Annotated in this window: 19 protein-coding genes; 12 read left to right on the top strand and 7 right to left on the bottom strand. The window is 72.4% G+C overall.

All coding sequences use genetic code 11. From position 1 onward, the window contains the following. Positions 1 to 42 precede the first annotated feature (42 nt). The 3 genes from WMF24_RS03955 to WMF24_RS03945 all read right to left on the bottom strand — a co-directional run bounded on the left by WMF24_RS03955 (position 43) and on the right by WMF24_RS03945 (position 2,669). Positions 43 to 735: an ROK family protein gene (locus WMF24_RS03955; RefSeq protein ID WP_437735000.1), complete on the bottom strand. Its 693-nt coding sequence runs from the start codon at positions 733 to 735 to the stop codon at positions 43 to 45. Positions 736 to 984: 249 nt separating this feature from the next. After that, entirely contained in the window at positions 985 to 2,091 is a 1,107-nt protein-coding gene (locus WMF24_RS03950) for a pectin acetylesterase-family hydrolase (RefSeq protein ID WP_437734999.1), read from the bottom strand. A 74-nt stretch (positions 2,092 to 2,165) separates the two neighbouring features. Beyond that, positions 2,166 to 2,669, bottom strand: coding sequence for a hypothetical protein (locus WMF24_RS03945; RefSeq protein WP_437734998.1), 504 nt, complete (start codon positions 2,667 to 2,669; stop codon positions 2,166 to 2,168). A 460-nt stretch (positions 2,670 to 3,129) separates the two neighbouring features. Between WMF24_RS03945 and WMF24_RS03940 the strand changes: the two genes are divergently transcribed. From WMF24_RS03940 to WMF24_RS03915, 6 genes are all read left to right on the top strand, one after another. Continuing rightward, positions 3,130 to 4,080, top strand: a complete 951-nt coding sequence (locus WMF24_RS03940) for an aldo/keto reductase (RefSeq protein WP_437734997.1) — start codon at positions 3,130 to 3,132, stop codon at positions 4,078 to 4,080. Further along, a complete protein-coding gene (locus tag WMF24_RS03935) occupies positions 4,077 to 4,916 on the top strand; it encodes a 3'(2'),5'-bisphosphate nucleotidase CysQ family protein (RefSeq protein ID WP_437734996.1) in 840 nt (279 codons plus the stop codon). The genes WMF24_RS03940 and WMF24_RS03935 overlap by 4 nt, the downstream gene beginning before the upstream one ends. Positions 4,917 to 4,922: 6 nt before the next feature. Beyond that, positions 4,923 to 6,071, top strand: a complete 1,149-nt coding sequence (locus WMF24_RS03930; protein WP_437734995.1) for an NAD(P)/FAD-dependent oxidoreductase — start codon at positions 4,923 to 4,925, stop codon at positions 6,069 to 6,071. 52 nt (positions 6,072 to 6,123) lie between these two features. Next, entirely contained in the window at positions 6,124 to 6,966 is an 843-nt protein-coding gene (locus WMF24_RS03925; protein ID WP_437734994.1) for an SDR family oxidoreductase, read from the top strand. Positions 6,967 to 7,186: 220 nt separating this feature from the next. Further along, positions 7,187 to 8,941, top strand: a complete 1,755-nt coding sequence (locus WMF24_RS03920; RefSeq protein WP_437734993.1) for a hypothetical protein — start codon at positions 7,187 to 7,189, stop codon at positions 8,939 to 8,941. A gap of 211 nt (positions 8,942 to 9,152) precedes the next feature. Beyond that, on the top strand, positions 9,153 to 11,093 hold the full coding sequence (locus WMF24_RS03915) for a sigma 54-interacting transcriptional regulator (protein WP_437734992.1): 1,941 nt from the start codon (positions 9,153 to 9,155) through the stop codon (positions 11,091 to 11,093). Between the two features lie 440 nt (positions 11,094 to 11,533). On the opposite strand, the gene rsgA is transcribed toward WMF24_RS03915, so the two are convergent. Further along, positions 11,534 to 12,646 carry a ribosome small subunit-dependent GTPase A gene (gene rsgA, locus WMF24_RS03910; RefSeq protein ID WP_437734991.1) on the bottom strand — a complete coding sequence of 371 codons (1,113 nt, stop codon included), beginning with the start codon at positions 12,644 to 12,646 and terminating at the stop codon, positions 11,534 to 11,536. A 566-nt stretch (positions 12,647 to 13,212) separates the two neighbouring features. Here rsgA and uvrB point away from each other — a divergent pair. The 4 genes from uvrB to WMF24_RS03890 all read left to right on the top strand — a co-directional run bounded on the left by uvrB (position 13,213) and on the right by WMF24_RS03890 (position 20,150). Then, positions 13,213 to 15,420, top strand: coding sequence for an excinuclease ABC subunit UvrB (gene uvrB / locus WMF24_RS03905; protein ID WP_437734990.1), 2,208 nt, complete (start codon positions 13,213 to 13,215; stop codon positions 15,418 to 15,420). A 47-nt stretch (positions 15,421 to 15,467) separates the two neighbouring features. Beyond that, complete coding sequence (serB, locus tag WMF24_RS03900) at positions 15,468 to 16,652, top strand: phosphoserine phosphatase SerB (RefSeq protein WP_437734989.1); 1,185 nt, start codon at positions 15,468 to 15,470, stop codon at positions 16,650 to 16,652. A 432-nt stretch (positions 16,653 to 17,084) separates the two neighbouring features. Further along, positions 17,085 to 18,104, top strand: coding sequence for a LacI family DNA-binding transcriptional regulator (locus WMF24_RS03895; RefSeq protein WP_437734988.1), 1,020 nt, complete (start codon positions 17,085 to 17,087; stop codon positions 18,102 to 18,104). Positions 18,105 to 18,218: 114 nt separating this feature from the next. Continuing rightward, entirely contained in the window at positions 18,219 to 20,150 is a 1,932-nt protein-coding gene (locus WMF24_RS03890; RefSeq protein ID WP_437734987.1) for a glycoside hydrolase 5 family protein, read from the top strand. 11 nt (positions 20,151 to 20,161) lie between these two features. Here WMF24_RS03890 and WMF24_RS03885 read toward each other — a convergent pair whose 3' ends face one another. The 3 genes from WMF24_RS03885 to WMF24_RS03875 form a co-directional block, all read right to left on the bottom strand. Then, positions 20,162 to 21,070: an extensin-like domain-containing protein gene (locus WMF24_RS03885; RefSeq protein ID WP_437734986.1), complete on the bottom strand. Its 909-nt coding sequence runs from the start codon at positions 21,068 to 21,070 to the stop codon at positions 20,162 to 20,164. Positions 21,071 to 21,179: 109 nt separating this feature from the next. Further along, entirely contained in the window at positions 21,180 to 23,345 is a 2,166-nt protein-coding gene (locus tag WMF24_RS03880; protein ID WP_437734985.1) for an ABC transporter permease subunit/CPBP intramembrane protease, read from the bottom strand. After that, positions 23,342 to 24,136 carry an ABC transporter ATP-binding protein gene (locus WMF24_RS03875; RefSeq protein ID WP_437734984.1) on the bottom strand — a complete coding sequence of 265 codons (795 nt, stop codon included), beginning with the start codon at positions 24,134 to 24,136 and terminating at the stop codon, positions 23,342 to 23,344. Before WMF24_RS03875 ends, WMF24_RS03880 begins: the two co-directional genes overlap by 4 nt. A gap of 200 nt (positions 24,137 to 24,336) precedes the next feature. On the opposite strand from WMF24_RS03875, the gene WMF24_RS03870 reads away from it, so the two are divergent. Continuing rightward, on the top strand, positions 24,337 to 24,561 hold the full coding sequence (locus WMF24_RS03870; RefSeq protein WP_437734983.1) for a hypothetical protein: 225 nt from the start codon (positions 24,337 to 24,339) through the stop codon (positions 24,559 to 24,561). Between the two features lie 63 nt (positions 24,562 to 24,624). Then, complete coding sequence (thiD, locus tag WMF24_RS03865; protein WP_437734982.1) at positions 24,625 to 25,452, top strand: bifunctional hydroxymethylpyrimidine kinase/phosphomethylpyrimidine kinase; 828 nt, start codon at positions 24,625 to 24,627, stop codon at positions 25,450 to 25,452. The last annotated feature ends 255 nt before the right edge of the window (positions 25,453 to 25,707 follow it).

The following is a 25,707-nucleotide window of genomic DNA, read 5'->3' as shown; positions in this document are numbered from 1 at the left end:
GCCGCCGCGAGCCCCCGCCCCGCGGCGCGCGCGAGGTGGCGGCTACGCCCAGAGCTTGATGCCGCCGAGCAGGCCGGCGACGTTGTCCACGACGACGACGTTCTCGGGAAGGCGCGAGACGTCGAGCAGGCGCGCATTGCCGCCGCCGAGGTAGAGCTTGCGATAATTGAAGATCGGCTCGATCTGCGCGATCATCTGGCGAACGCGCTTGTTCCAGCGCTTCGGGCCGATGCGCTTGCACTCGGCGTCGAACACGCGGTCCTCGTACTTGAGGTCCCTCTTCCCGTAGGGGTGGTGGCCGAGCTCGAGGTTCGGCACGTAGCGGCCGTCGATGTACAGGGCGGCGCCGAGCCCGGTGCCGAACGTGAGCACCATCTCGAGCCCCTTGCCCTCGATGACGGCGAGCCCCTGGATGCCCGCGTCGTTGGCGACGCGGGCGGGCCTCCCGAGGCGGCGCTCGACGGCCTCGGCGAGCGGGTAGCCCTTCCACTTCTCGTTGTCGAGGTGCGGCGCCGTCTTGGTCACGTTGTCCATCACGACACCGGGGAAGCCGATCGAGACCCGATCGAACTCCCCCTGCGCGCGGGCGATGTCCGCGATCACGTCGAGGATGGGGTCCGGCGAGGCCGGCTGCGGCGTCGGCACGCGCACGGGATCCGTCATCGGAGTCCCCTGCTCGTTGAGGATGGTGGCCTTGATCCCCGTTCCGCCGATATCGATGCAAAGCGTGCGCATGAATCCCTCTGTCTCCTCCCGGAGCACTGCCCCCGGGGCTGCCGCGGGCGCGCCTCGGCGCCCGCGATCGCGGCGGCCATCATCTAGAGCTGCGGCGGAGTGTCAACTGGAGCCGCAACGCGCCCCAGGGCGCGGCGCCCAGCGCGCGCATTTCCGGCCGCCGCGAAGGCAGCCGCGCCCCCGGAGCTCGCCCCGGGGCGCCAGCGCCCCTCGCTCGCGCCCCTGCCCGCCGCGCTCCCGGCGCGCCGCTCAGCAGCCGTCGCAGGCGACGCTCGGCGGCAGCTCGCCGTTCACGAGATCGTCGAGCCACCGCACGAGCCGCGTCCCGCCCGACTCGACGGTGTAAAAGTCAGGCCGCCAGAGGATGCAGTGCGCGGTGCCGGGCGCGAGGAACGAGCTGAAATTCGCCGTCGACGCCTCGATGTCGGCGATCGACGCCTTCATGGCGTCCGACCAGGCCTGGGCGTCGCCGCCGCCCATCGCCCTGAAAAAGAAGATCTGGTCGTCGTCGAAGACGGTGTTGTACTGCGACAGGCGCATGTCGGGGTAGTGGGCGCCGATCATCTCGTAGAGCGCGGACAGCCTTGAGAGCCTCGACGGGTCGAAGCCGGGCATCCATGTAGGATAAACGCCCTCGGGCTTCCAGGACGGGAGGCTGTCCGAGAAGAAGCTCTCGGTGATGATCCCTGCGCCGCTGTCGCCGAACTGGACAACGGAAGCGCCGTCGTAGTGCTCCCGCACGTGCGCGGACCACATGATCGAGCCATACGCGCCCGCGCTGCAGCCCGCCACGAAGACCTTCTCGGGGTCGGGGACGTTCTCGTACACCCAGGCGAGCGCCGCGCGGACGTTGACGGCGCCCTTGTGCCGGATGGTGACGGCCTGGCTCCCCTCTCCGTACGTGGCCACATTGTCGCCCCAGTGGATGTCCCCGGTGCAGTAGGGGATATAGACATGGTGCCAGTCCCTGAAGGGGTTGTCCGGGTTCTCATGATCGTAGATCCCGGTCGCGCCCTGCTGGTTCACGACCATCGGGTCTTCGGTCACCGTCTCCTGGAAGAGCGACCCAGCGACGGAGCACGTGGTGGCGCTCCAGCAAGCGCCGCCGCCGCGGAACTCGATGACGAGGCGGTTCACGGTGCCCGGGCGGACGAAGTACTTGAACGGATCGCCGCGCGAGCACGTCGTCTCCCCGCCGGGCTCGATGGTGTTCCACCCGGGCGCAAGGCTCAGGATTCCAGCCTTCGGCCCGCCGTTCGGACTTTCGTCCTTGGCAGACGGCCCGCCGCAGCCGAGGAGGGCGAACAGGCACAGCGGTAATTGAACATGAAGGAGCGAGAGAGCCTTGATTCGCATGACTGTTGAGAATAGCACTCCGCGACTCGACGGCTTCTCCGCCGGAGGCGGCCGTCCCGGAATCGCGCCCTCCGCTAGGGCGGCGGGGCGGGCTCTGCCCAGAGCTGGGCCGCGGCCGCGCTGACGGCGCGCCGGATCGACCCCTCGTCGAGGCGGGCCCTGTCGCGCGGCGCGAGCACGGCGCAGAGGGCGAGCGCGGCGATGTACAGCGCGCCGATGAGCCCGATCCAGCGCAGACCGGACGCCCCCAGCCGCGAGATGATCTCGATGGGCACGATCTGCGCGCGGATCTGGACCGGCCCGATCACGAGCACGGCGCGGTCTCCCTCCTGGAGCTCGATGTCGGCGGGGCCCGTCAGCAGGCGTCCGAGCCCGTCGGCGCCGTGGACGCGCGCCCGTGTCCGGCGCGGCACGTGCAGCACGTAGCGGGCGCCGATCACCTCCGCGATGACCGGGGCCGCCCTGTCGAGCTCCGCCGACGGCACGCGCGCGATGGACGAGGGCGTGTCGCCGATGTACGCGCGCCCCTCGGCGAGCATGTGCCGGACGCCGATCACGTCCTTGCCTCGGACGGCCACGAGCTCCAGCGCGCGCCGCGCGGAGGCGCTCGCCGCGGGCGGCCGCGATCTCCGCTCGCTCGCAGGTTCGGCCCTGGATGCCTCATTAGGCCCTTTCGCCATACTCTACAGCCCCCCTCGTCGGCCGCAGGCAGGGTTCGACTCGGCACGTCCCCCGGAGACCTGCCCTCCGCGGCGCCGCCCTGCGCGCTCGCGCATCACTCCCCTTCCCCAGCTTCCCTCTCCCTCAGCCTCCCTGGCATGGAGCGTTCCGCGGCCAAGCGCGCAAAGACGTGGCGCCCCGGCGGTCTCGTCCAGCGCGCAGGCAGCGCGGCGTCCCCGAGGCGCCCGGCGCCCGGGGGCCGCTGCGCCTCGTGCCCGCCAGGCCGCGCCTCGCGCGCCTGTCGGGCCGCACATCGCGCCTCACGTCGCGCGCCGCAATTTCGTGGCGCCCCTCCCGCGCTGGTGTAGATCGCCGCCCGTGAGGAAGCGCCCCCTCGGCAAGACATCCCTCGAGGTCTCGGAGCTCGCCCTAGGCACCTGGGGTCTGTCCGGCGACGGTTACGGCCCGGTCTCCGACGTCGAGGTCGATCGCGTCATCGACCGCGCGCTCGCGGTCGGCATCGATCTCTTCGACACGGCCGACGTCTACGGCCGCGGCGAGATGGAGCGCCGCCTCGGCAAGCGGCTGAAGGGCGCCGGCCCGACGTTCGTCGTCACGAAGATCGGCACCGATCTCGACGAGGTCCCCCCGAAGAAGCGCTTCGATCCGGCGTACCTCCGCACCGCGTTCGAGCGGTCGCAGGAGCGGCTCGACCGCGAGGTCGTCGACGTCGTCCTCCTCCACAACCCCACCGTGGCCGCGATGCGCTCGAAGGAGGCCCTCGCCTTCCTGAGGGACCTCAAGCAGGCGGGGAAGATCCGCGCCTTCGGCGTGAGCGCCGGCTCCGCGGACGTCGCCCGCTCCGCGCTCCGCGACGAGGTCGATCTCATCGAGATCGCCTACAACGCCTTCCTCCCCGGCGACCTCCACGAGGTCTCCAGCGACGTCTCCGAGAGCGGCGCCGGCGTCCTCGCGCGGAGCGTGCTCGCGCACGGGCTGCTCGCTGGCCAGTGGAGCCCCGATCGCGAGTTCTACCCCGACGATCACCGCGCCCACCGGTGGAACCGCGACGAGCTCAAGACCCGCGTCCGCCAGCTCGACGCCCTCCGGCCGCTCGTCAGCGGCGCCGTCGTCTCGCTCCGCTCGGTCGCGCTGCGCTTCGTGCTGGCGAACCACATCGTCTCGTCCGCCGTGCTCGGCCCCCGCTCGGTCGCGCAGCTCGACCAGCTCGTGCGCGAGGCCGGGATGCCCCCCTACCTCCATTTCACGACGCTCGCGGAGCTCTCCGGGCGCCTCAAGGAGGCCGGCGTCGAGGTGTCAGCGCGATGAACCAGAACGACAGGGAGCTCGACGAGATCGTCCGCATCGCGCGCGCCGCGGCGGCGGTCGTGATGGACGTGTACGCGACGCCGTTCGCCGTCGAGATGAAGGGCCCGGGCGATCCGGTGACCCGGGCCGACCGCGAGGCCAACGCGCTCATCTGCGGCGCGCTCGAGGCCGCGTTCCCCGGCGAGGCGATCCTCGCCGAGGAGAGCGTCCCGTCCGCCGAGGAGCTCGCCGCGCGCTTCCGGCAGGAGCGGGTGTTCTTCGTCGACCCGCTCGACGGCACGCGCGAGTTCGCGGACAGGAACGGCGAGTTCGCCGTGATGATCGGGCTCGCGGTCCGCGGCCGCGCGTCGCTCGGCGTCGTGGTGATGCCCACGACAGGCGAGGCGCTCGCGGGCCGCGCCGCCGAGGGCGACGGGGGCTCCGCCTTCCTCGAGGCGAAGGACGGCAGCCGCCGCCCGCTCCGGGTCTCGTCCGTCAGCGCGCCGGCCGACGCGGCGCTCATCGTCTCGCGATCGCACCGGCCGAAGGAGCTCGAGCCGCTCATCGCGCGGCTCGGCATCACCAAGGTCGTCCCGTGCGGCTCGGTCGGCGTGAAGATCGCGCGGATCGCGACCGCCGAGGTCGACCTCTACATCCACGGCGGCGGCGGCGCCAAGCTCTGGGACAGCTGCGCCCCCGAGGCGGTGCTCCGCGGGGCCGGCGGGCGCTTCACCGACCTCTCGGGCGCGCCCATCGACTACGCGGGCCCCGGGCTCAAGCTCGGCCGCGGCATCATCGCCTCGAACGGCGCCCTCCAGGACGCCGTCGTCGCCGCGGCGAGGTCCGAGCTCGGCTGAGGCGCGATGCGGTCCGAGGCGGAGATCGTCATCGTCGGCGCGGGGATCATGGGCCTCGCGATCGCCTACAACCTCGCGCGGCACCACGGCATCACGGACGTCGTCGTCGTCGACCGCGGCTACCTCTGCGGCGGCGCCAGCGGCCGCAACGGCGGCGGGGTGCGGGCGCAGTTCTCGAGCGAGGGCAACATCCGGCTCATGCAGGAGAGCATCCGCATCTGCCGTGATTTCGCCCGCGAGATGAAGATCAACATCTGGTTCCGGCAGGGCGGCTACCTCTTCCTCGTGCGCAGCGAGGCCGGCCGCCGCACGCTCGAGAAGAGCGTCGCCGTCCAGAACGCGTGCGGCCTCGGCACGCGGATGCTCACCGCCAACGAGGCGCGCGCCATCGTGCCGGAGCTCTCGACCGAGGGCGTGGTCGCGGCGAGCTACAACCCCGACGACGGGGTCGTGTTCCCCTGGCCGTTCGTCTGGGGCTACGCCGAGCGCGCGCAGAAGCTCGGCGTCGACATCGCGACCTTCACGAACGTCCTCGGCTTCCGCACGAGCGGCGCGCGGATCGACGCCGTGGTGACCGATCGCGGCGAGATCCGGACGCACAAGGTCGTCAACGCCGCGGGCGCGTGGAGCCCCGAGGTCGCGCGCCTCCTCGGCGTGGAGCTGCCGAACCACCCGCACCGCCACGAGATCTGCTCGACCGAGCCGCTGAAGCCCTGGCTCGGCCCGCTCGTCGCGGACCTGTCGAACGGCCTCTATTTCTCGCAGTCGATGCGCGGCGAGATCGTGGGCGGCATCTCCAACGAGGATGTCCCCGAGGGCCTCGACATGGGCTCGAGCCACAAGTTCCTCGCGCTGTACGCGCGGGCGCTCGTCACCGCGTGCCCCGTCCTCGGCAGCGTGAAGGTGCTCCGGCAGTGGGCCGGCTGTTACGATCTCACCCCGGATCAGAACCCGATCGTCGGCGCCGTCGACGAGGTGGAGCACTTCTACCAGGCGTCCGGGTTCATGGGTCACGGCTTCATGATCGCGCCGGTGATGGGCAAGCTCATCGCGCAGCACATCGCCGAGGGCACCCCCCTCCCCCTGTTCGACCGCTGGAACCTGCGCCGCTTCAAGGAGGGCCGCCTCCTCAGCGAGGCGATGATCATCGGCTGAGCGACGCGCCCGCCCCCGCGCGCCCGCATCCCCTATACTCGCCCGCATCCCCATGGGTCACCTCGTCCTCGTCACCGGCTCCTCGAGCGGCATCGGCCTCGCGACCGCCGTCGCGTGCGCGGCCGCGGGCCACCGGGTCGTCGCCACGATGCGCCGCCCCGAGAAGGCCGCCGCGCTCCTCGCCGCGGCCAGCGCGCGCGGCGCCTCGCTCGAGGTCGAGCAGCTCGACGTGGCCTCCGAGGGCGCGGCCGATCGGGTCCGGGAAATCCTCCAGAAGCACGGCCCCGCCTACGCCCTCGTGAACAACGCCGGCATCGCCGTCGGCGGCGCCTTCGAGGAGCAGGCCGACGAGGACGTCCGCGCGCAGTTCGCGACGAACGTCTTCGGCCTCATGGCCGTGACGCGCGCGGTCCTCCCGTCGATGCGGGCCGCCGGGCGCGGCCGCATCATCAACGTCTCGAGCGTCTCCGGGCTCGTCGGCCTCCCCGGCGTCAGCGTCTACGCCGCGACGAAGCACGCCGTCGAGGGCTTCAGCGAGGCGCTTCGCTGGGAGGTCGCCCCGTTCGGCGTCCACGTCTGCCTCGTCGAGCCCGGTACCTTCAAGACCGAGATCTTCTTCGAGAACCAGCGCCGCGGCGCCCACGTCGCGCCCGACGGCCCCTACGCCGCGATGACGAAGGCGGTGGAGCAGCTCATCCTCGAGGACGCCGCGAGGGCCCCGCCGCCCACCCCGGTCGCGGCCGCGATCCTCCGCCTCATCGAGGCCCCCTCCCCGCCGTTCCGGACCCTCATCGGCCGGGACGCACGCGCGCTCGTCGCGCTGCGCCGTGTCATCCCCGACCGGCTCTTCGCCACGGGGATCCGCCGGCTCGTCCAGGTGCCCCGCTCGCGTTGACACGTTCTCTGGCGACGAATAGCTTCGGCCTCGGCCGCTGCCATCACGGAGCGGCGTGACGCCGTGGCCGAGGGGGGCCGCGCCCCCTGCCGCGCGCTGTTGTTGCCCGCTGTCGTCCCCTCAGGCTAACGAAGGCTCGCCGCTGACCGCCTCCCCTCCCGCGCGCCGCGCGGCGGCGAGGTCAGGCCGGCAGCATCACCGAGGTCCCGGAGGAAACACAATGTCCCGCTCAGCACGCAGCATCCTGCCGCTCGTCCGCTCGCTCCTCCTGGGGGCCGCCACCGCGTCGTCGATGGCGCTCTCCGCAGGCATCGTCGCCGGGTGCGCCGACGAGAACGACCCCGAGACGCACGTCAAGCGGCTCGACGACCCGGCGACGCTCACCCCCTCGGTCAACCGGCTCGTCCAGTTCTTCGAGGACGCGATGACGCGCGATAACAAGGACCGGACCGGGCCCACGGTCAAGCCGCTCCTCGACAAGATCATCGAGCCGATGACGCAGAAGTGCGTGAACGGCGACCTCGACGAGCGCACGCGCTCCAAGCTCATCAAGTTCATCTCCGACACGCGGGACCCGCGCGGCGAGGCGTGCCTCATCAAGGCCCTCAAGGACTACAAGGCCGAGTCGACCGAGGAGGACGTCCGCTGGGCCGTGCGCGGCCTCGGGGCCATGAAGTCGAAGGCCGCCGCCGGCCCGCTCATGGAGGTCTTCGTCAAGCTCCAGCACGGCAAGCCGAAGGGCTCGACGATCTCGCGCGACGTGCACGACGCGATGGTCGAGATCAACGACCCGTCCTGGGAGGGGCAGCTCATCACCATGGTCGAGCGCCCGATCAACGATCCCAAGGACGTCGCCACGATGCGGAACGAGCTGTTCTGGCAGATCACCGCGGCGGAGCTCCTCGGCTGGCAGAAGAGCGAGAAGGCGGTCGTGCCGCTGCTCAAGATGGTGCTCTCGCCGGTCAAGGCGGACGCCGCGACGACCGCCATCCTCGCCCTCACGAAGATCGGCAAGCCCGCCATCCAGCCGGCGATCGCGCTGCTCCAGGGCGAGCAGAAGGAGCTCATCGAGTACTCGAAGGTCGAGAACCTGAAGGGCGCCGGCGACAAGCCGAGCCCCGAGGCGAAGAAGGCCGCCGAGACCGCCCACGTCGCGGCCGCCGCGCTCGTCCTCGCGACGATCGGCCGCGAGGAGTCGGTGAAGCCGCTGCTCGCCGCGCTCGAGAAGGCCGAGGACGTGCCGCGCGCCATCATCGCCCGCGAGCTCACCAAGGTGCCCAAGACGCCGGAGACGATGGCGGCCTTCCAGGCGGCCTACGAGAAGACGCCCGCGTCGCTCGCGATCCCGCCGGCGGGCATCAACGCGCGCGTGATGCTCGCGGACGCGTCGAGCAACTTCTTCGACGCGAGCATGGTCCCGTGGCTCGTGAAGACGGCCGTCGAGGCGCGCGGCGAGGAGGACGACGTGGCGCAGATCCGCGACATGTCGCTCCAGGCGGCGCTCAAGCTGATGAAGCCCGAGCAGATCGCCGACGTCGACCGGCTCGCGAACACCCGCACGAGCGGCGGCGGCACGGTCGGCAAGTCGATGGAGAAGGAGATCAAGCTCGCCAAGGACGTCCTCAAGGACTGCGGCGCCAAGGTCGAGTGTTACATCGGCAAGCTCGGCGATCCGGCCTCGCAGGCGAAGGAGACGCAGTTCCAGGGCATCAAGGCCGCCTACATGGTCGGCGTCCTCGGCTCCCCGGACGTCCGGCAGCAGATCATCGACGCCATGCCGAAGGTCTCGAACGCGGCCGTGCGCTTCGTGTCGGTGTCGGTCATCGACGCCCTCTCGCCGAAGGGCGACACCGAGGTCGCGACGAAGCTCCAGAAGATCGTGGACGAGGGCGAGGCCTCGAGGGACGCCGAGAAGATCTCCGGCAACGCGCCCTTCAAGACGGTCATCTACCGCCTGAACGCCCGCGCCCAGTAACCGCCGCGGCGCCGCGCGCCCGTCCTGGCGGCCGGCCCCCGGGACGGGGCGCTTCGTCCAGCAACCCGCGATTTTTGCAGCACCACACGATCCGTGCTGCCCGGACCCGCTGTTTCGCCGGGGGGGTGGGCTCCCCGGTTTTTCCTGGCATCCCCACCGTCTTGACGGTTTACTCCGGGCCCTCTTCACGGGTCCCCTGGCTGAACGAACCATGATCGTGCTCGAGGTAACCCAGGGTCTGGCTGCCGGGCGCACCTTCGAGCTCCAGGGCGAGCTGATCACGCTCGGGCGCTCGCCGGACAACCGGGTCGTGCTGGACGACCGCCACGTCTCCGGGGCACACGCGCGCATCGTGAGCAGCGCCGAGGGGGTGATCCTCGAGGACCTGCGCTCGACGAACGGGACGAGCGTGACGCGGCGGGGCGAGCGCATCGAGCTCGGCCCGGGGCGCAGCGCGGTCGCGCTCCAGACGGGGGACGTCATCGAGCTCGGCTCGGGCGACGCTGTCACGCGGATGGTCGTGACGATCCCCGAGGAGGCCGACGACGCGCGGGTCGTCTCGATCCGGCGCCTCGACGAGATCGAGCCCGCCCAGGCGAAGATCGAGCGCGACCCGAGCGCCCTGTCGGCGATGTACGCGGCGCAGAAGCGCATCGGCGCCGCGAACGACCTCGACCAGGTGCTCGCGGAGATCGCCGACGCGGTGCTCGCGCTGGTGCCGAGCTCGACGCACGTCACGGTGGTGCTCCGCGACGACGACCAGGAGCCGGGCGCCGCGCCCGCGGCGTTCGTCCCGGTGCTGACGCGCGTCCGCTCCGAGTCCGGCCGCGGGGCGCCGCCGACGGGGCCGGTGCCGATCACGCGCAGCGTCTACCGCAAGGTGATCAAGGAGCGGGCGGCGGTGCTCGCGGCCGACGCGCCCATCGAGGTGGGGCAGACCGAGTCGCTGATGGGCGCCTCGATCCGCAGCACGCTCGCCGTGCCGCTCTGGAAGGGCGAGGAGATCATCGGCGTGCTCCAGGCCGACAACCGGAGCGCGCCCGGGATGCTGAACGCGAACGACCTGGAGACGCTGCTCGTGCTGGCGGCCAACGCGTCGCTCGCGGTGGCGAACGCGCGGCTCATCAAGCGGCTCGTGCTCGCGGAGGAGCGGCTCCAGAAGGAGAACAGCTTCCTGAAGGGGCGCGAGGAGAAGCGCCGGGGCGGGGGCGCTGTCGACATCATCGGCAAGAGCGAGGCGATGCGCCGGGTGATCGCGCAGCTCGACAAGGTGGTCGACACGCGCGTCACGGTGCTGATCGAGGGCGAGACGGGCACGGGCAAGGAGCTCATCGCCGCCGCCGTTCACTACCGCTCGCGCCGCCGCGACAAGCTCTTCGTCGCGCAGAACTGCGCGGCGCTGGCCGAGAGCCTGCTGGAGAGCGAGCTGTTCGGCCACAAGAAGGGGTCGTTCACGGGCGCGACCGAGGAGAAGAAGGGCCTGTTCGAGATCGCGGACGGGGGGACGCTCTTCCTCGACGAGATCACCGAGACGCCGCTGTCGCTCCAGTCAAAGCTCCTGCGGGCGCTCCAGGAGGGCGAGATCCGCCCCGTGGGCGCGACGAGCCCGAAGCACGTCAACGTGCGGATCGTGGCGGCGACGAACCGGAACCTCGAGGACGAGGTGGCCCGGGGGCGGTTCCGCGAGGACCTCTACTACCGGCTCAAGGTGTTCCCGATCCGCCTGCCGCCGCTGCGCGAGCGGCGCGACGACATCCCGCTGCTCGCGGGGCACTTCCTGGAGCGGTACGCGGACGAGATCGGCAAGCCGTGCGGTGGGTTCAGCCAGCAGGCGATGGAGCTCATGGTGGCGTACGACTGGCCGGGCAACGTCCGGGAGCTCCAGAACGAGGTGCAGCGGATCGTCATCCAGCTCGATCCGGGGTCGTTCGCGACGCCGGAGCTGCTGTCGCCGAGGATCCGGCAGGTCGAGGGGCTCGTGGCGCGGGCGGGGACGCCGAAGGGGTCGCTCAAGGAGATGATGGACGCCGTCGAGAAGTTCTTCCTCCTAGAGGCGCTGCGGGGGCACAACAACAACAAGACGAACGCGGCGAAGGCGCTCGGGATCACGCGCGAGGGGCTCCACAAGAAGCTCCGGCAATACGGGATCTGATCCGGGGGCGACGGAGCCGGCGAGAGGGGGGCTCCCGCCGCGACGCTCGTTCAGGGGGCGACGGAGCCGGCGAGAGGGGGGCTCCCGCCGCGACGCTCGTCCAGGGGGCGACGGAGCCAGCGAGAGGGGGTGCTGCGCGCGGGGCCGGCGGGGGGCCCTTCCCACGAACTCGCGCCTCGTGGTGGCTATTGCCCGCTGAACGGGTGAAGGAGAACCAGGAGCGACTCGCTTCGATGCGGGCCGGCGCTCGGATTCGTGGGGCCCTTCCCCCGCCGGCCCCGCGCGCAGCACCCCCTCTCGCTGGCTCTCCATGGGAACAGGGGAGATACCGCGGTGAAGGGGGGTCGGGGCGCCCCGGCGACGCTTGAGGAGCCGGAGCGCCCCGATGCGCGCCCCCGTGGCCGCTGGTCCGGACGGGGGGCGCTACCGCTTCGGGGGCGCTACCGCTTCGGGTTGCCGCGCATCTGCTTCGAGATCTGCTTCCAGCGCCGCTTCTCCTCGCTCCGGGCGCGCGCGTCCTGCTGCATGGCGACGTGACGCCGCTCCGCCCCGAGCTTGCGGTAGGCGCCCAGGCGAGCGGGGTCGAGCTCGCCGGCCTCGACGGCGCCGATCACCGCGCACCCGGGCTCGCCGTCGTGCGCGCAGTCGCGGAAGCGGCACGCCCCGGCGAGGGCCTCGACGTCGTCGAAGCCCGCCGGGGCCGCGCCGTCCGCGGACCAGAGGCCGAGCTCCCGCACGCCCGGCGTGTCGATGAGGAGGCCGCCGCCGGGGAGCGGGAAGAGCTCCCGGTGGGCCGTCGTGTGGCGGCCACGCTCGTCCGACGCGCGGATCGCCCCCTCGCGCTGGATCTCGGCGCCGAGCAGGCGATTGCTCAGCGCGGACTTCCCCACGCCGGACGAGCCGACGAGCGCGACCGTCTCCCCTTCCCCGATCTCGGCGCGGAGCGCGTCGAGGCCCGCGCCGGACAGGGCGCTGACGAGCGCGATCGGCGCCGCGGGGGCGACCTCCCGCGCCGCGTCGATGAACCGACCCGGGTCGGGGCAGACATCCGCCCTGTTGAGCACGAGCACGGGGCGCGCGCCGCTGTCGAGGATCGCCTCGATGTACCGCTCCAGGCGGCGCAGGTTGAAGTCGGCGTTCAACGACGTGACGATGAACACCTTGTCGACGTTGGCCGCGATGACCTGAGCCTCCACCGCCGGCCCCGCGGCCTTGCGGCGCAGGCAGGTGCTCCGCGCGAACGTGTGCACGATGTACGCAGGCCCGGCGCCGTCGTCGGGCCTGAGCCCCACCCAGTCGCCCACGGTGGGGAGCGCCGCGCGGTCCGCGGCCTCGTGCGCGAGGCGGCCGCTGACGACCGCGACGCGCGCGCCCTCCGCGGTCTGGACGTGGTGCCGCGCGGCAGAGGCGAGGAGGACGCGCGCGGGCTGCACGGCCTCCTCCAGACTGGCGAGCTGCCTCGCGAAGAAGGGAGTCCATCCGAGCCCGATCAGGCCCGGCTGCGGTTCGTGGTGCGACGACGGATCAACGTGAGAGTCGGAGTTGATGGACATGACGGGACGAGCGCTCCATGGCGTTCGGCCGCGCGCTGGCATGCGGCGCGCGGCAGTCGACGGACAGGGGCGCGGCGGCGCGCGAGCGCGCCCGCGCCGGCCAATCACGCGCGGGGCCGCCGCGGCGCAGGAGCTCGTCGACCGATCAGGACGTCACGCCAGGAGGGCGCGCCCGGCCAGGGCGGATGCCCTGCGGGGTGCGCCACGGCGCGCGGCGAGCGCGCCCCGGTGGGGGCACGCGCGCGCCGGCGACGGCGTGGAGACGAGCTTCAGCGAACCGCGGCGGACACGACGGCGGCGGCGGGGTGATGTGTGTGCTGGGAGTTGCCACTCATGACCTGACCTCCGTTCGGCGTGCGTCACAACGACGCGGCGTCGCCTAGAATCCGCCACTCCCGCGCCGCCGTCAAGCGCCGCCGCGCCTGTCCGACACGGGGCCCGCGCCGGCCCCGGGAAAGGCGGCCCCGGCGGGGTGGCCCCCGGCGCCCGCGCTCCGGCCTCGCCGGCCGGGACGGGGCGGCGGGAGGTTGCGAGGAGGCCCTGGGCGCACTAGGGTCCTCCGCTCCATGCCCACACACTTCGAGCTCGTCTCCGAATTCAAGCCGTGCGGTGACCAGCCTCGCGCGCTCCAGGAGATCTGCTCCGCTTTCGAGCAGGGCGAGACCTTCCAGGTCCTCCTCGGCGTCACGGGCAGCGGCAAGACGTTCACCGCCGCCAAGGTGATCGAGAAGCTGCAGAAGCCGACCCTCATCATGGCGCCGAACAAGACGCTGGCGGCCCAGCTCTACGGCGAGATGCGGGAGCTCTTCCCCAACAACGCCGTCCACTACTTCGTCAGCTACTACGATTACTACCAGCCCGAGGCGTACGTCCCGACGAGCGACACGTACATCGAGAAGGACGCGATCATCAACGACGCGATCGACCGCATGCGCCACGCGGCGACGCACGCGCTGCTCTCGCGCCCGGACGTGATCATCGTCGCCTCGGTGAGCTGTATCTACGGCATCGGCTCGGCCGAGAGCTACCACGGCCTCTTGATCAAGCTCGAGCGCGGCACCGAGATCCGCCGCGACGAGCTCCTGCGGCGGCTCGTCGACATCCAGTACACGCGCAACGACGTCGACTTCCACCGCGGCACGTTCCGCGTCCGCGGCGACGTCGTCGAGATCTTCCCCGCCTACGAGGAGTCTCTGGCGATCCGGGTCGAGTTCTTCGGCGACGAGATCGAGGCGATCAAGGAGGTCGACCCGGTCCGCGGCAAGGTGGTGGGCCAGCTCGACCGCTACGCCGTCTTCCCCGGCTCCCACTACGTCACCGAGCAGCAGCAGCTCCGGCTCGCGATCCAGGCGATCCGCGAGGAGCTGCGCGAGCGCATCGACTTCTACGACAAGGCCGTCCGCTTCCTCGAGAAGCAGCGCATCGAGCAGCGCACGATGTACGACCTCGAGATGCTGGAGCAGATGGGGTTCTGCAACGGCATCGAGAACTACTCGCGCCACCTCTCGGGCCGGAAGCCCGGCGAGCCCCCGCCGACGCTGATCGACTATTTCCCCAAAGATTTCCTGATGATCATCGACGAGTCGCACCAGACGATCCCCCAGGTCGGGGCGATGTTCCGGGGCGACAGGGCGCGGAAGGAGACGCTCGTCGAGTACGGCTTCCGGCTCCCCAGCGCGCTCGACAACCGGCCGCTGAAGTTCGAGGAGTTCGAGCAGCACTACGCGCAGGTGCTGTTCGTGAGCGCGACGCCCGGCGACTACGAGGTGCAGAAGACGGCCGGCGCGGTCGTCGAGCAGATCATCCGGCCGACGGGGCTCATCGATCCGCAGATCCACATCCGGCCGGTGGCCGGGCAGGTCGACGACCTGCTCGCGCGCATCCGGGAGCGGGTGGCCCGGGGAGATCGCGTGCTCGTCACGACGCTGACGAAGCGGATGGCCGAGGATCTGACCGAGTACTACACGGAGCTCGGCATCCGCGTCCGCTACCTCCACTCGGACGTCGACACGCTCCAGCGCGTGGAGATCCTCCGCGACCTCCGGCGCGGCGAGTTCGACGTGCTCGTCGGCATCAACCTGCTGCGCGAGGGGCTCGATCTGCCCGAGGTGTCGCTCGTCGCGATCCTCGACGCCGACAAGGAGGGCTTTCTCCGGAGCCCGCGCTCGCTGATCCAGACGATCGGCCGCGCCGCCCGCAACGTGAACGGCGAGGTCGTGATGTACGCCGATCGCATCACCGACGCGATGAAGCGCGCGATGGACGAGACGAACCGGCGGCGCGCGATCCAGGAGGCGTACAACAAGGAGCACGGCATCACGCCGGCGACGGTGAAGAAGGCGATCCTCGACCTGTCGCCGACGTCGGGCACGCGCGACTACTACGCCGTGCCGAAGGGGCCGGCGAAGCCGGCGGCGGAGGCGGCGCGCGCGGCGATGGACCTCGTCGACCAGATCGACGCGATCCGGCAGGAGATGTTCGCGGCGGCGGAGAACCTCGAGTTCGAGAAGGCGGCGCGGCTGCGCGACCAGCTGCGGCAGCTCAAGGCGCAGCAGGGCGAAGGCGAGGCGGGCGCGGCGGGCGAGATCGCCGAGGAGAAGCCGGCGCGCTCCGGGCGGGCGGCGAGCCGGCGCGGGGCGACGGGCGCGGCGGCGGCCAAGGGCGGCGGCGGCGGGCGAGCGGCGGCGGGCGCCAAGGGCGGCGGCGGACGGGCGGCGGCGGGGGGCAAGAGCGGCGGCGGGCGGGCGGCGGCGGGGCGCGGGCGGTACCGGTAGCGGCGGGCGTCGACCCGGGGGCACGGGCCTGTTAAGGGGCCTGCGCGATGGCCGTACCCTCCGATCCTATCCTCGTCACCGTCACGGGCAGGGACCACCCTGGCATCACCGCCCGGATCACCGGCATCCTGAGCGACATCGACGCCACGCTGCTCGACATCGAGCAGGTGGTGGTGCACGGCAACCTGAACCTCGCGCTGCTCGTGCTCTTCCCGGAGACGCGCAGCGGGCTGAAGGAGCTCTTGTTCGCCGCGAAGGAGCTCGGCGTGACGCTCGACTTCAAGCCGCTCGACGGGGGAGCGCCGGCGCGCGCGCTCGGGAGCCGGTACGTGGTGACGGCGATCGGGCGGGAGCTCGGGGCGAAGCAGCTCCACGACGTCGCCGCGACCCTCGCGGCGCACGACGCGAACATCGAGAAGATAGCGCGGCTGTCGGTCGAGCGGCTCTCCTCGGTCGAGATCCAGGTGCTGCTCCGGCGCGAGGACGAGGCCGACGCGCTCAAGCGCGCCCTCCTGGCGCTCGCGATGCAGAACAGCTTCGATCTCGCCCTGCAACGCGAAGGGCTCTTCCGCCGGAGCAAGCGGCTCGTCGTCATGGACATGGACTCGACCCTCATCCGCATCGAGGTGATCGACGAGCTCGCGCGGGCCAAGGGCGTCGTGGAGCAGGTCGCGAAGATCACCGAGCGGGCCATGCAGGGGGAGATGGATTACGACGAATCGCTCCGTCAGCGGCTCGCGCTGCTCCGCGGCCTCGACGTCGGCGTGCTCCGGAAGCTCGCCGCGGAGCTCCCCATCACCGAGGGCGCCGAGACGCTCATCCGCGTGCTGAAGCGGCTCGGCTACCGGACCGCGGTGATCTCGGGCGGGTTCTCGATCGCGGCAGAGGCCCTGAAGGCGCGGCTCGGGATCGACTACGCCTACTCCAACGCTCTCGAGGTCGAAGGCGGCAAGCTGACCGGGCGGGTCACAGGATCCATCGTCAACGCGCAGCGCAAGGCGGAGCTGCTCGAGACGATCGCCCAGGCAGAGGGCGTGCTCCTCGACCAGACCATCGCCGTGGGCGACGGCGCCAACGACCTCCTGATGCTCCAGCGGGCGGGGCTCGGGGTCGCGTTCCGCGCGAAACCCAAGCTCCGCGAAGCGGCAGACACCTCCCTCTCCGCAAGCGGCCTCGACGCCATCCTCTTCCTGCTCGGCATCACCGAGCGCGAGCTCCTCGAAGTGACGTGAGCAGCGCGAGACCGCGAATCTCGACCAGAACTTAACCGTTTCAGCTTGCGGGCGCCTCCCGGTTCGTCCCCGACGCGATCGTGATCGCCCTGGGCACCGACGACGTCGCCCCGGAGACAGCGAGCGGCCGGAGATGGATCGGGCGCACGGGACGATGGCGGAGGCGCCGTTGCCGGCGATCCAGTCGGCCATGGGCTGGAGATCCCGGCGCGCCGGCCGGGATCTCGCGCGGCCGGCGCGGCCTCGCCGGCCGCGCCGGCGCCGGGACGGTATGTGGGAGCGGCTGCGCCGGGCGCGCCGGGCCCCTGCCGCGCCCGGAGCCTGCGCGAGCGGAGGCTCCCCTCGCGGCCGTCGTGCTATCCAACCGAGGCCGGGCGATGGAGCCGGTTCACCCGGCGGGCTCGTTCCGCCGCCGGGCAGCGGAGGTGAGGCGTGAAGCGGCCGACGATCACGGACATCGCGTGGCGAGCGGGGGTATCCAAGGGAGCGGTGTCCTATGCGCTCAACGGCAGGCCCGGCGTGTCGGAGCCGACGCGCGAGCGGATCCTCGCCATCGCGGCCGAGATGGGCTGGCAGCCGAGCAACGCGGCGCGGGCGCTCTCCGACGGGCGCGCCGGCGCGGTCGGCCTGGTCGTCGATCGGCCCGCGCACACGCTCGGTATCGAGCCGTTCTTCATGCAGCTCATCTCCGGCATCGAGGCGGAGCTCGCCGAGAAGGCGGAGGCGCTGCTGCTCAAGGTGACGGAGGACCGCGAGGCCGAGCTGGAGACCTACCGCCGCTGGTGGGCCGAGCGGCGGGTCGACGGCGTGATCCTCGTCGACCTGCGCGAGGGCGATCCGCGCGTGAAGCTGATCGAGGAGCTGAAGCTCCCGGCCGTGGTGGTCGGCGGGCCGGCGGGCAAGGGCGACCTCGCGGGCGTGTGGAGCGACGACGCGAGCGCCATGAAGGCGGTCGTCGACTACCTCGCCGCGCTCGGCCACCGGTCGATCGCCCGGGTCGCCGGCCCCGCGGAGTTCCTGCACACGGCGATCCGCACGAGGGCGTTCAACGCCGCTGCCCGCCACAGGCGCCTCGACAGGGCGGTGACGGTCCACGCCGACTACACCGGCGAGGCGGGGGGCCAGGCCACGCGCCGGCTGCTCGCCGAGGCCGCGCCGCCGACGGCCATCGTGTACGACAACGACGTGATGGCCGTGGCCGCGCTCGCGGTCGCGCACGAGATGCGCGTCCCCGTGCCCGAGCGGCTCTCGATCGTGGCCTGGGACGACTCGGCGCTGTGCCAGCTCGTCCACCCCGCCCTGACCGCGGTGCGCCGCAACATCGCCGAGCACGGCTCCCGCGCCGCCGCGCTGCTCCTCCGCCTCGTCGCCGGCGAGGCGATCGAGGACGCCGAGTGCAGCGCGCCGACCCTCGCGACGCGCGGCAGCACCGCGCCGCCCGCGCGCCCCTGACCGGCGCTCCCCCGCGGGGCGGCGCGGCCCCTCGAAGGCATGGACACTGAACCGATTAAGTGCTCTGCTCCGCCCCGCGCCGCAGGAGCCGCGAACATCAGCACGAGAGGGAGCATGCACCGCAATTTCGCCAAAGTCGCTGTCCGCAATCAGGCGGTCGCCTGGCTCGGGGCCAATTTCTGGTCGAGGCGCGGCGGACCGCTGATGTGGCAGAGCTACGATCCGGCCCTCGTACGCGAGGAGCTCCGGGTGCTCGCCGACCACGGGCTCACCATGACCCGGTCGTTCTTCTACTGGCCGCACTTCATGCCCGAGCCGGACCGGGTGGACGAGGACTGCGCCGCGCGCTACGGCGACTTCCTCGAGGCGCACGTCGAGGCGGGGCTGACGACGATCCCGACGCTCCTCGTCGGCCACATGTCCGGCGAGAACTGGGACCCCGCCTGGCGGCGCGGGCGCGACCTCTACGGGGACGTGTGGATGGTCGCCCGGCAGGCGTGGTTCGCCGAGCAGATGGCGCGGCGCTTCGCGGGCCACCCGGCGGTGGCGGGGTGGCTCATCTCGAACGAGATGCCCATCTACGGTGAGCGCGAGCGGTCCGTGCGCGAGACGGTCACGAGCTGGGCGAGTCTGCTCGTGCAGGGGCTGCGGGCGGGCGGGGCGAGCCAGCCGATCTCGATCGGCGACGGCGCGTGGGGCCTCGAGGTCACGGGCAACGACAACGGGTTCTCCGTCCGCGACCTCGGCGCGCTCGTCGATTTCCTCGGACCGCACGTGTACCGGATGGAAAACGACATGGTCCGCCAGCACTACGGCGCCGCGTTCATCTGCGAGCTCACGGGCTTCCTTGGCAAGCCGGTCGTGCTGGAGGAGTTCGGGGTGTCCTCGGACTTCGTGTCCGACGAGAACGCCGCGCACTATTACCGGCAGGTCCTCCACAACACGCTGCTGGCCGGCGCCACCGGCTGGATCGGCTGGAACAACACCGACTTCGACCTCATCCACCAGGACCCTTACCGGCATCACCCCTTCGAGCTCCATTTCGGGCTGACGACCACCGAGGGCCGCCCCAAGCCGCAGCTCGTGGAGATGGCCCGCTTCGCCAGGCTGCTCGCCGACATCGATGTCCTCGGCTGCGAGCGCGAGCCGGCCGACGCGGCGCTGATCGTCCCGTCGTACCTGGAGGGCGCGTTTCCCTTCACGGAGGCCGAGGACCGCAGCTACCTGTTCACCATGCTGCGACAGGCCTACATCGCGGCGAAGGAGGCGGATGTGCCGCTCGGGCTCACCCGGGAGCGGGACGGGATCGCGGAGGACTGCCGGCTGTATCTCCTGCCGTCGACAAAGCAGCTCACCGCGCCGACCTGGCATCTCCTGGAGCGGCTCGCCTCCCAGGGCGCCGTCGTCTACGCGTCGTATTGCCACGGGACGCACGGCTCGCAGCGCGGGCCGTGGTACGCGCACCTCAACGCGATGTTCGGCGTCGAGCACCAGCTCCGCTACGGGATGGTCGACCCGGTCGAGGAGGCGCAGGCGAAGCTCACGTTCCAGCGCCCGTTCGGCACGATCGCGGAGGGCACAACGCTCACCTTCCCGGTGGCCGGCACCGAGCACAGCCGCGCTTACCTGCCGGTGCGGCCCAGGGGCGCGGAGGTCGTCGCGGTCGACCAGCGCGGCCGGCCGGCGCTGCTGCGCCGCCAGGTCGGCAGCGGCAGCATCGTGCTCTGCACCTACCCGGTCGAGCACTTCGCCGCGGCGACCCCGCGGGTCAACCCGGAGCCGACCTACCGGCTCTACGACGCGCTCGCCGCGCTCGCGGGCGTGCGGCGGCCGGTGACCGTCGACGACCCGCGCGTCGCGGTCGACACCCTGCGCCACCGCGACGGCCGCCGCTTCGTGTTCCTCGTGAGCCAGGCGGATGAGCCGATCTCGGTCAAGCCGGTCGCGGCCTCGGGGCACCTCGTCGAGCGGGGCGGAAAGACCCCGGTCCACGCCGTGGAGATCGCGCCGTACGACGTGAAGACCTTCGAGCTGCGCGACAGGTAGCCGACGGACGGCTAGTACCAGCGCGGCGTCCCGCAATCGACGTGCAGGTGGTCCCGGTGGCTCGCGTCGAAGTCCGGCCCAAGGACGCGCGACGCGGCCCCGTCGGCGCGCAGCCGCCGGGTCACGCCCCGAAGGAAATGCCCCTCCCGGGTGCTCGGCTCGTCGCCGTGGAGCACGTAATCGCGCAGCACGCTGATCGCGCGGCCCCGCTTCGGGGTGAAGCGCGCGATATCGAAGGCATTGCCGAACGAGTGCTCGCTCAGGCCCTCGCTCCACCGGCGCATCCTGCCGACAACTTCCCGGCAGGCGTAGCTCCCCAGCGTGCTGATGCGGGCGATCGGCGAGCCCAGGTGCGCTTCCGCCTCTTCCTGGATGACGCGCTCGATATCGACGAGCCGGAGGGCGAGCGAGCAGTCGATCTGGAGCGGGGGCGAGTACGCGATGCCAGTCGGACCGCGCGTCAGCAGCACGCCGTGCGGGATGCCGCACCCCTTCTTGTTGGGCTTCTGGGTGTCTTGCATGGGCCGGAACTTCGCGCCGGTGCTCTTCAGCGCGTCGCGGCAGTCCGCGCCCGCGGCCGCGGCGATGTGGTTCCACTGGCGCTGCGCGCGCGGCGGCCGCTCGCGGAGGCCTGTCGCGTCGGCGAGGTGCTCGACCCAGGCGCCGGCCCACCCGGGCGACGCGGCCGGCGGCGTCGCGGGCTCTCCCCCGGCGGCCGGCGACGCCGCGAGGGCGGGCGCCGGCGCCGGGGCGGACGGCGCCCCGCCGGCGAGGGCGGGCGCCGCGACCGGCAGGGTCGGCGCGGGCGGCGCGATCAGCGCGGCCCCGCCGAGCTCGGAGAGCGTGGGGCTTCCATGAGAGCAGGAGAGCGCCGAGATCATCGCCGCCGCGGCGAGACCCGGAAGCAGGCGTGCGTGCACACCGATTCCGTACCTCAGGGGGTGAATCGCGCAAGACAAGCGATCTCCCCGCCCGCGGGTGCCCGCTCACAGCGCACCACCGTTCGCCCGTGTCAGGCCGCTGTCCGCGTCAGACCGCCGTCGCGCCGCCGCCTGCGCTGCCTCCGTCGCGCGCCGCTGCGACCGACTCGTCCGGCGCCCGCGTCCCCCGCAGCAGGAGCAGGCCGGCGAGGCTCACGACGGCCGCACCCGCCGTGAGGCTCCACGGCATCTCTCCCTCCATGACGCCCTGCGTCCACGACGGCTTGAAATAGAGCAACGACACGGCGAGCCCGTTGTTCACGGCGTGGAGGAGCATGCCAGCGAATACCGAGCCGGTGCGGTGGCGCGCGTAGCCGAGGGCGAGCCCGAGCGAGAACGTCGGCAGGAGCCGGTACACCGAGCCGTGGGCGAGCCCGAAGAGCAGCGCCGCCACGCCGATCGCCGCCGCGGGCCCGGCGCGGCGCAGCCCCGCGTAGACGAGGCCGCGGAACAGCAGCTCCTCGCAGACGGCCGGCGTCACGGCGACGAGCAGCAGCACGACGGGGTACGGCTGCCCCCCGAGCAGCACGAGGTCGCCGAGCTCGCGGGCGAAGCGCTCCGGCGGGGGGAACCACCGGAGGAGCGTGCCGCCGATCGCGATCCACGCCGACGCCCCGAGGAGCAGCGCCCCGGCGAGGCCCCGGACCGACGGCGGCCGGAGGCCGAGCGTCGCCCGCGGCGCGAGGCCGAAGCCGGTGACGAGCGCGATCGTCGGCAGGAGGAAGAAGCCGACCTGCGAGACCGCGAGCTGGACCGCCACGCTGGCGCGCTCGATGAGCAGGCTTCCGTAGAAGAAGAGCACCTGGACGCCCGCGAACGCCGCGAGCGAGAAGCCGACCGTCGGCGTCCCGCCCGCGCGGCGCGCGAGGCCGAGCACGGCGCGCGCCGGCTCATGGCCCCCGAGCAGGACGCTCTCTCGCGCGAAGACGCGCGCTGCGAAGAGGAGCGCGAGGCAGGCGTAGAGCGCCGACGAGATGAGCGCCGCGAAGAGCAGATCGACCGGCGCCTCCCCGAGGAACAGCGCCTTGATCAGCACCGCGATGTTGAGGACCGGCGCGTAGGCCGTCCACGGGTTGAGCTCGACGACCGGCAGGGCCGTGACGCCGGCGAGCAGCGAGAGCGGCAGGTACGCCGGCATCAGCGCGTTCTGGCCGTCCTTGAAGTCCTTCGCGAACACGGCGAGCGCCAGGAACAGCGCCGAGAACAGCAGCGTGACGGGCACGAGCAGCACGAACGTCAGCGCGAAGATCCACGGATCGACGACCATCACGTCCGGCAGCATCCGGCTCACCGTCAGCGACAGGCTCACCACGTTGCCGAGCGCCGTGAGCAGGGAGATGACCCACACGGCGAGGAACTTGCCCGAGATGATCTCGATCGATCGCACCGGCGCGCACAGCAGCGTCTGCATCGTGCCGCGCTCCTTCTCGCCGGCCGTGAGATCGATCGCCGGCAGGAAGCTGCCGAGGAGCGACATCAGGATCAGCATCATCGGCATCATCGAGCCGAGGATCTGGCCGACCTTGCGGCTGTCCGCCGCGACGTCGCGCGGCGCGATGTCGTAGGCGATCGAGAACCCCTCGGGCAGACCGCGCGCCGCCTCGCGATCCGCCACGATCGCCCTGCGCGCGCGCCGCAGCGCGCCCTCGAGGCGCGCCTCCGCCATGGCCGAGTCGGCGCGGACCGAGTCGAAGTAGATCGCGACGGCGCCCTTCCCGCCGCGCGAGAGCTCGTCCCGCAGCGTGGGCCACGGGACGAGCACCGCGTCGACCTTGCGCTCGCTCACCGCGGCGCGCGCCGCGGCGAGCACCGGGTTCTCCGGCTCGACCCACCGCGGCCGCTCCCCCTCCCCCTCGTCCTCGCTCCGCTCCGGTTCCGGCTCCGCCGCGGCCTCCGGGCCCGGCGGCGGCGCGAGCGCCCCCGACAGGAGCCCCTCGCGCACGTCGGCGGGCGCGCCGTCCCACGGCGCGAGCTCGATCTTGCCCGCCGATTCCAGCCGCCTGCGCAGATCCTCGGCGAGCTCTCCCCACACCGCGATCCTCGACGAGCGCGCCTCGCGCGCCGCCGCCTCGGAGCCGATGAGCTTGCTCATCCCGAGCGCGAACAGCGGATAGAGCACGACCGGGATGACGAGGAGGCGCACGAGCGTGCGCCTGTCCCGGAGCGACTCGACGAGCTCCTTGCGCAGGATGGTCCATACGATCGCGAGCCTCACGGCGCCTCGCCTCCCCCGCGCGGCGCGCCGGCGCGCCCCGCCGTCTCGCCGGCCTCGCGCGGGCGGCTCCGCGCCGCGTGGTGGAGGAACGCGTCCGTGAGGTTCGTTGTGGCCGTGCGCGCGAGCAGCTCTGGCAGCGTCCCGGTGTCCGCGATGCGCCCCTCGTGCAGGAGGGCGATGCGGTCGCAGAGGTACTCGGCCTCGCCCATGATGTGCGTCGAGAAGAGGACGGCCCTTCCCGCGGCGCGCTCGCGCCGGATCGACTCGACGATGAAGCGGCCGCTGAGGACGTCGAGCGCGGTCGTCGGCTCGTCGAGGATGAGCACCTCGGGCTCGTGGAGGAACGCGCGCGCGATGTTCGCGCGCTGCTTCTGCCCCGCGGACAGCGTGCTGCACGGCCGCGAGGCGAACGCGTCCATCTCGAGGTCGGCCACGAGCGCGTCGATGCGGCGCGACAGCGCGGCCTCGTCCATGCCGTACAGCCTGCCGAAGTAGCGGAGCACCTCGCGCGGGGTGAGCCGCTGGTAGAGCTGCGTGTCGCCCGAGAGGAAGCCGATGCGCTGCTTCGCCTCGAGCGGCCTCTCCGCGAGGTCGACGCCGCCGATGAGGACGCGCCCCGCGGTCGGCGACAGGATGCCGGCGAGCATCCGCAGCGTCGTCGTCTTGCCCGCGCCGTTCGGCCCGAGCAACCCGACGACCTCCCCGGGGTGCACGGCGAGGTCGATCCCGTCCACGGCCGTGAAATCGCCGTACCGCTTCACCAGGCGCTCGGCGAGGAGTGCGGGGCGCATGGCGGCCTTTCCTATCCGGTCCGCGGCGGCGCGCAAAGCGAAGGTCCCGCCGCCGTCCGCCGCATCTACGAGAGGAGCGCCTCCGGCGCGCCGGCCCCTGCTCACGCCGCCCGCTCGGCCTCACGGCGCGCGCACCTCGACGTGCGCCGTGAACTCCCTACACTACCCGTCGAGCACTCATGGAGCCGAGCGCCTCTTCCATGCCCTACCGCAATCGCACCACGACGGAGCGGGTCCAGTGTCCCTGCGGACACGACCGCGATCACTACATGGTGAGCGCCGAGGCGGAGTATCGCTTCCTCGGCTACATCCAGCTCGCCTTCGGGATCTCGGCCCGGCCCACCAGGGTGAAGTACCGGTGCCGGCGCTGCGACACCGTGTTCGCGTCGACCACCGATCCCGCGGTCCTCGACAAGCACTACTGACGACGGGCGGCGCATGATCGTCATCGACACGCCGCCGGCGACCGCCGGCGGCCCAGGGGCTCCATGAAGGGTCGCGTGCTCATCGTCGCCGGCTCCGACTCGGGCGGCGGCGCCGGCATCCAGGCGGATCTCAAGGCGGTCACCGCGCTCGACGCGTACGGCGCGACGGCGATCACCGCGCTCACCGCCCAGAACACCCGCGGCGTCGCCGCCGTGTTCCCGGTGCCGCCCGGCTTCATCGGCCGCCAGATGGAGCTCGTGCTCGACGACATCGGCGCGGACGCGATCAAGACCGGCATGCTCCACTCGGCCGAGGTCATCGACGAGGTCGCGCGCGTCTACGAGCGCCTCGGCCGCGGCGCGCCGCTCGTCGTCGACCCCGTGATGGTCGCCAAGGGGGGAGCGCGGCTGCTGGAGCCCGAGGCGGAGGGCGCCCTGCGCGGCCGGCTGCTGCCGCTCGCCGCGCTGCTCACGCCGAACATCCCCGAGGCCGAGGTGCTGACCGGCACGGTCATCGACAGCGTGGAGGCGATGCGCCGCGCCGCCGCGCTGCTCCTCTCCATGGGCCCGCGCGCCGTGCTGCTCAAGGGAGGCCACCTCCCGGGGGCGATCGTCGTCGACGTCCTCCAGATCGCGCCGGAGCCTGGCGCCTCCGGGGCCGCCGGGGGCGAGCGCCTGTTCGAGGACGCGCGCATCGAGACGCGCGCGACCCACGGTACGGGTTGCACGCTCGCCTCGGCCATCGCGGCCGGCCTCGCCCAGGGCCTCGCCCTCGTCCCGGCGATCGCGCGCGCGCGCCGCTACCTCCGCGAGGCGATCCTCGCCGCCCCCGGGCTCGGCCACGGCCACGGCCCGCTGAACCACGCCCACACGGTGCGGCCGTTCTCCTGAACACGCCGCCGCGGGCCCCGCGCCCCTGTGGAGTACCGCGCCCTGCGGCCCCGCGGCGCCCGCCGGGCTGCGCGGCCCCGCGGCGCCCGCGCCGCCCGGGCCTCCCCACGCCGCCCGCGCGGCGCCGCCGAGGCGCGCCGGACGCGCCAGTCGCAGCGCCCGTGCAACGACTCGTTGCACCCGGCGCTCGAATGGACGACCCTGCGCGCAGTCCGTATCGGCGTGCCGACGCGTCAGCTCCGGCGCCGGCGCGGA

Origin of the sequence: Sorangium sp. So ce1335 (genome assembly GCF_051521615.1) — a bacterium.
GTDB lineage: Bacteria > Myxococcota_A > Polyangia > Polyangiales > Polyangiaceae > Sorangium.
Note: the sequence above shows the minus strand (reverse complement) of the source record. Positions and strands in the feature narration are given on the sequence as shown.

Excerpts from the sequence above, each read along its gene's own strand:
- WMF24_RS03955 (WP_437735000.1), bottom strand. The coding sequence starts at position 735 with ATGCGCACGCTTTGCATCGATATCGGCGGAACGGGGATCAAGGCCACC.
- WMF24_RS03950 (WP_437734999.1), bottom strand. The coding sequence starts at position 2,091 with ATGCGAATCAAGGCTCTCTCGCTCCTTCATGTTCAATTACCGCTGTGC.
- WMF24_RS03935 (WP_437734996.1), top strand. The coding sequence starts at position 4,077 with ATGAACCAGAACGACAGGGAGCTCGACGAGATCGTCCGCATCGCGCGC.
- WMF24_RS03930 (WP_437734995.1), top strand. The coding sequence starts at position 4,923 with ATGCGGTCCGAGGCGGAGATCGTCATCGTCGGCGCGGGGATCATGGGC.
- WMF24_RS03925 (WP_437734994.1), top strand. The coding sequence starts at position 6,124 with ATGGGTCACCTCGTCCTCGTCACCGGCTCCTCGAGCGGCATCGGCCTC.
- WMF24_RS03920 (WP_437734993.1), top strand. The coding sequence starts at position 7,187 with ATGTCCCGCTCAGCACGCAGCATCCTGCCGCTCGTCCGCTCGCTCCTC.
- WMF24_RS03915 (WP_437734992.1), top strand. The coding sequence starts at position 9,153 with ATGATCGTGCTCGAGGTAACCCAGGGTCTGGCTGCCGGGCGCACCTTC.
- rsgA (WP_437734991.1), bottom strand. The coding sequence starts at position 12,646 with ATGTCCATCAACTCCGACTCTCACGTTGATCCGTCGTCGCACCACGAA.
- uvrB (WP_437734990.1), top strand. The coding sequence starts at position 13,213 with ATGCCCACACACTTCGAGCTCGTCTCCGAATTCAAGCCGTGCGGTGAC.
- serB (WP_437734989.1), top strand. The coding sequence starts at position 15,468 with ATGGCCGTACCCTCCGATCCTATCCTCGTCACCGTCACGGGCAGGGAC.
- WMF24_RS03890 (WP_437734987.1), top strand. The coding sequence starts at position 18,219 with ATGCACCGCAATTTCGCCAAAGTCGCTGTCCGCAATCAGGCGGTCGCC.
- WMF24_RS03875 (WP_437734984.1), bottom strand. The coding sequence starts at position 24,136 with ATGCGCCCCGCACTCCTCGCCGAGCGCCTGGTGAAGCGGTACGGCGAT.
- WMF24_RS03870 (WP_437734983.1), top strand. The coding sequence starts at position 24,337 with ATGCCCTACCGCAATCGCACCACGACGGAGCGGGTCCAGTGTCCCTGC.
- thiD (WP_437734982.1), top strand. The coding sequence starts at position 24,625 with ATGAAGGGTCGCGTGCTCATCGTCGCCGGCTCCGACTCGGGCGGCGGC.